General features: G+C 71.3%; 4 protein-coding genes. All 4 read right to left on the bottom strand.

Features of this window, described 5'->3' with window-relative positions:
* Positions 1–277 precede the first annotated feature (277 nt).
* Positions 278–1,324, bottom strand: a complete 1,047-nt coding sequence (locus ACWENR_RS29670; RefSeq protein WP_452280254.1) for a LacI family DNA-binding transcriptional regulator — start codon at positions 1,322–1,324, stop codon at positions 278–280.
* An 89-nt stretch (positions 1,325–1,413) separates the two neighbouring features.
* Positions 1,414–2,847 carry a GH1 family beta-glucosidase gene (locus tag ACWENR_RS29665; protein ID WP_452280253.1) on the bottom strand — a complete coding sequence of 478 codons (1,434 nt, stop codon included), beginning with the start codon at positions 2,845–2,847 and terminating at the stop codon, positions 1,414–1,416.
* Positions 2,844–3,752 (bottom strand): carbohydrate ABC transporter permease, encoded by a 909-nt coding sequence (locus ACWENR_RS29660; RefSeq protein WP_452280252.1) that lies wholly within the window; start codon positions 3,750–3,752, stop codon positions 2,844–2,846. The genes ACWENR_RS29665 and ACWENR_RS29660 overlap by 4 nt, the downstream gene beginning before the upstream one ends.
* On the bottom strand, positions 3,749–4,732 hold the full coding sequence (locus tag ACWENR_RS29655) for a carbohydrate ABC transporter permease (RefSeq protein WP_452280251.1): 984 nt from the start codon (positions 4,730–4,732) through the stop codon (positions 3,749–3,751). Before ACWENR_RS29655 ends, ACWENR_RS29660 begins: the two co-directional genes overlap by 4 nt.
* Positions 4,733–4,805 lie beyond the last annotated feature (73 nt).

Raw genomic sequence — 4,805 nt, 5'->3', positions numbered from 1 at the left:
CGGCGTCACGGCGTCACGGCGTCACGGCGTCACGGCGTCACGGCGTCACGGCGTCACGGCGTCACGGCGTCACGGCGTCACGGCGTCACGGCGTCGATCTTGCACTTTGTGCCCTCGAAATACGAGCGATGACCGGAATGCCAGGGCAGCAAGTGCAAGATCGACGGCGCGCGGGCGCGGCGCCTGGGCGAGGGCGCGGCGAGGGCGCGGGTGAGGGTGAGGGTGAGGGGGCGGGAGGAGCGTGAGGGCGGGGTGGGAGGGGGCGGGTGGGGGGCCGTCAGGTGGAGGCTCGGGCGATTAGTTGGGTGTCGAGGAGGATGTGGGGGGACGGGAACTCGTCGCCGCGGATGCGGCTGACCAGCAGGCGGGCCATCTGCCGGCCCATCTCCTCCACCGGCTGGAAGACCGTGGTCAGCGGCGGGTCGGACTGCCGGGCGATCGGCGCGTCGTCGAAACCGACCACGGCCACGTCCTCCGGCACCCGCCGGCCCGCCTCGCGCAGCGCGCGCAGCGCACCGAACGCCATCAGGTCCGAGGCGACGAAGACGGCGTCGAGGTCGGGGCAGACCTCCAGCAGCCGGCGCATCCCGGCCGCCCCGCTGCCCTCGCTGAAGTCCCCGTACGCGATGAGGTCGGGGTTGACCCCGCCCCCGGCGGCCTTGACGGCCTCCCGGTAGCCGGTCAACCGGCCCAGGCCGGCGCCCATGTCCTGCGGGCCGGCGATGGTGGCGATGCGCCGCCGCCCACGGCCGGCCAGGTGCTCGACGGCGCGGCGGGCGCCGCCGACGTTGTCCACGTCGACGTAGTACGCGGGCTGCGCGCCGGGCTCCAGCATCCGCGCCGGCCGCCCGCCGAGCACGGTGGGCAGACCGCGCTCCTCCAGCAGGGTGGGCAGCGGGTCGGAGTCGTGCAGCGACAGCAGCAGGACCCCGTCGACGTGCTGGTTGGTCAGGTGGTGCTCGACCCGCTCCCGCTCGATCGGCGACTGCACCATCGCCAGCCAGAGCTGCAGGGGCGTCTCCAGCAGGCCGGAGCTGACGCCCCGGACGATGCCGGCGAAGAACGGCTCGGTGAAGACCCGGTCGCCGGACTCGGAGACCACCAGGGCGATCGAGTCGGTGCGCTGGGTGACCAGGGCGCGGGCGGCGCGGTTCGGCACGTACCCCAGCTCGGCGATGGCCTGCTGCACCGCGGCGCGCGCCTCGGGGCTCACCTGCGGCGAGCCGTTGACCACGCGGGAGACCGTCCCGCGGCCGACGCCGGCGCGCGCGGCGACGGCGTCGAGGGTCGGGCGCCCGAGCGACCGGGTGCGCTGCGTTGTCATCGTCTGCTCCTCCGACGGCGGGCCGGCCCCGGCGACCACTCCCGCGCGGGGGTGGTCGCCGGGGCCGCCCGTTGATGGCTGGCCCTCGCCTATTGTGCGGCCAGACCGTTGCGTCGGATCACCTCGGCGTACCACCTGGCGCTGGACTTGGGGATGCGGAGCTGGCTGTCGTAGTCGACGTAGATCATCCCGAACCGCTTGGTGTAGCCCCAGGCCCACTCGAAATTATCCATCAGCGACCAGGCGAAGTAGCCGCGCAGGGGCACCCCGGCCTCGATCGCCTCGTGCGCGGCCCGCAGGTGGGCGTCGAAGTACGCCAGCCGGTCGACGTCGTCGACCCGCCCGTCCACCACCTCGTCGACGAAGGCGGAGCCGTTCTCGGTGACGTAGAGCGGCAGGTCCGTGTATTCCTCGTGCACCCGGCGCAGCGTCTCCACCAGGCCGGGCGCGTCGATCTCCCAACCCATGTCGGTGACGGGGACGCCCCGGGTGACGAACCGGACGTCCTCGCTGCCCGGCCAGCAGGACGGCGCCCGCCAGTACGGCTCCGGCGCGGCGCCCTCGACGGGGGCGGCGACCACGTGGCGGCTGTAGTAGTTGACGCCGACCAGGTCCAGCGGGGTGGCGATGGTCGCGAGGTCGCCGTCGCGCACGTGCCCGAAGTCGGTGACGCCGGCCAGGTCGGCCATCAGGTCCGCCGGGTAGGACCCGCGCAGCAGCGGGTCGAGGAAGAAGCGGTTGGCCAGCCCGTCGATGCGCCGCGCGGCGTCGACGTCGGCGGGCGCGTCGCTGGCGGGGGTGACCGGGTAGAGGTTGACCGTCACCCCGACCTCGGCGGTCGGCCGGGTCGCGCGCAGCGCCCGCACGGCGAGGCCGTGGCCGAGCATCAGGTGGTGCCCGGCCCGGACGGCGTCGGCGCCGTCGGAGCGGCCCGGCGCGTGCACGCCGGAGCCGTAGCCGAGGAACGCCGAGCACCACGGCTCGTTGAGCGTGGTCCAGTAGCGCACCCGGTCGCCGAGGGCGTCGGCGACCAGCGTGGTGTAGTCGGCGAACCGCGCGGCGGTGTCCCGGGCCGGCCAGCCGCCCGCGTCCTCCAGCGGCTGCGGCAGGTCCCAGTGGTAGAGGGTGAGCCACGGCTCGATCCCGTGCGCCAGCAGCTCGTCGACCAGCCGCGAGTAGAAGTCGAGCCCCTCGGCGTTGGCCGGGCCGCGGCCGCCGGGCTGGACCCGCGGCCAGGACACCGAGAACCGGTAGGACCTGAGGCCCAGCTCGGCCATCAGCGCGACGTCGGCGCTCAGCCGGTGGTAGTGGTCGCAGGCGACGTCGCCGGTGTGTCCGGCGACCACCCGGCCGGGGGTGTGGCTGAAGGTGTCCCAGATCGACGGGGCCCGGCCGCCGTCGGCCGCCGCGCCCTCGATCTGGTACGCGGCGGTCGCCGCGCCCCAGAGGAAGCCGGGCGGGAAGGTCAGCGGCGGACGGTCGTCGAGGACGCCGACGGCGGGCGGGGTGGCGGGGTTGCTCACGACTTGACGGCGCCTTCCATGATGCCACCGATGATCTGGCGGCCGAAGATGACGAACACGATCAGCAACGGCAGGGTCGCCAACGCGGTGCCGGCGAACAGGGCGGTGTAGTCCGTCTGGTACAGGCCGGACGAGAGAATCTTGAGGGAGTACTGCACCGTCGGAGTGTCCGGGGTGAGCACGATGAATGGCCAGAGGAACTCGTTCCAGGTCTGCATGAAGGTCAGCAGTCCGAGCACCGCCGCGGCTGGACGCAGCGCGGGCAGCACGACGTTCCAGTAGATCCGCCAGGTCGAGCAGCCGTCGAGGCGGGCCGCCTCGATCAGCTCGTCGCTGATCGCGGAGATGGCGTACTGGCGCATCATGAACACCCCGAAGCCCTGCACGAGGAACGGCACGATGACCGCCTGCAGGGTGCCGGTCCACTCCAACTCGACCATCATCAGGTAGAGCGGGATGATGCCGAGTTGAGTCGGCACCATCATGGTCAGGATGATCACCAACAGCAGTCCGTTGCGGCCCCGGAACTTCAGCTTGGCGAAGGCGAAGCCGGCCAGGCTGGAGAAGAAGATCACCGAGACGGTGACGATGCTCGAGACCACGGCCGAGTTGGCCAGCCCGTAGAGGAATGCGGCGTCCTCGTTGGCGAGCATCCGCTCGATGTTGTCGAAGAGCAGCCCGCCCGGGGTGGGCGGCATCTCGTAGACCGCGCCGTTGTCCCGGGACGCGACGATGAACGACCAGACGATCGGGAAGATCGACAGAATCGAGCCGACGATCAACGCGAGATAGGTCAGCGGGCTGGCCTGCCAGAGCTGGCCACCGGGGGCACGGCGGCGTCGGCGGGGCGGCCGGGCGCCCGGCGGCGGAGCCACCGAGCGGGGCAGGGCCTGGGTGGTGGTCATCGCTGCTCCCCCTTCACCGAGCGGCGGACCAGCGCGAAGTTGATCAGCGCGAAGACAATGATCATCATGAACAGCATCCAGGACATGGCGGCGCCGTAGCCGTACTCGGCGTTACCGGTGAAGGTCCGCTCGTAGATGTACATCGCCAGGGTCTGGAACTCGTGCTCCGCACCACCGCGGATCATCCCGTAGCCGTACATCAGCGGCTCGGTGAAGATCTGCAGGCCGCCGATGGTGGAGATGATGGCCGTGAACACGATGGTCGGCCGGATCAGCGGCACGGTGATCTGCCAGAACTGCCGCCACGCCGAGGCACCGTCCAGTGACGCCGACTCGTACAGGTCCTTGGGAATGGCCTGCATGGCACCGAGGTAGATCAGGGCGTTGTAGCCGGTCCACCGCCAGTCGACCATCGCGGCGATCGCGGACCAGGAGGCGTAGCGGTTGTCCCGCCAGGCGATCGGATCGATGCCGACGCTGCCGAGCAACCAGTTCACCAGCCCGTACCGGTCGGCGAAGATCAGCGCGAAGATGATGCCGACCGCCGCCACGGAGGTGATGTTCGGGAGGAGAATGCCCATGCGTAGCAGCGTCCGGGCGCGCAGCTGCCGGTTCAGCATGTTGGCGAGCAGGAGCGCGACGATGAGCTGCGGCACCGTGCTGAGCACGAAGATGCCGACCGTGTTGTACGCGGCGTTCCAGAACTGGCTGTCCGCCAGCAGCTCGCGGTAGTTCTCCAGCCCCGCGTACTCCTTGGTGCCGCTGAGCAGCTCGTAGTCGAAGAGCGAGACGTAGACGGTGTAGAGGACGGGAAAGAGGCCGAAGATCCCGAAGAGGACGAAGAACGGCGCGACGTAGAGGTACGGCGAGTACTTGAGGTCCCAGCGGCCGAGCCGGTACGAGGTTCGACGTGGTGCGGTTGGCGGGCGGACTGGCGTGGCAGCGCGCCGTGGCGGTGCCGCGCCGACAGTAGAGCTCATGGCAGGTCCTTCCGGGGTGGGCGCGGTGACCTGGCGGCGGGGGCCCCCCCCGTGTGGGGGGGGGGGGCCCCGC

The organism is Micromonospora sp. NPDC004336 (genome assembly GCF_053602615.1).
Note: the sequence above shows the minus strand (reverse complement) of the source record. Positions and strands in the feature narration are given on the sequence as shown.

Coding starts and splice junctions, on each gene's coding strand:
- ACWENR_RS29670 (WP_452280254.1), bottom strand. CDS start 1,324: ATGACAACGCAGCGCACCCGGTCGCTCGGGCGCCCGACCCTCGACGCC.
- ACWENR_RS29660 (WP_452280252.1), bottom strand. CDS start 3,752: ATGACCACCACCCAGGCCCTGCCCCGCTCGGTGGCTCCGCCGCCGGGC.
- ACWENR_RS29655 (WP_452280251.1), bottom strand. CDS start 4,732: ATGAGCTCTACTGTCGGCGCGGCACCGCCACGGCGCGCTGCCACGCCA.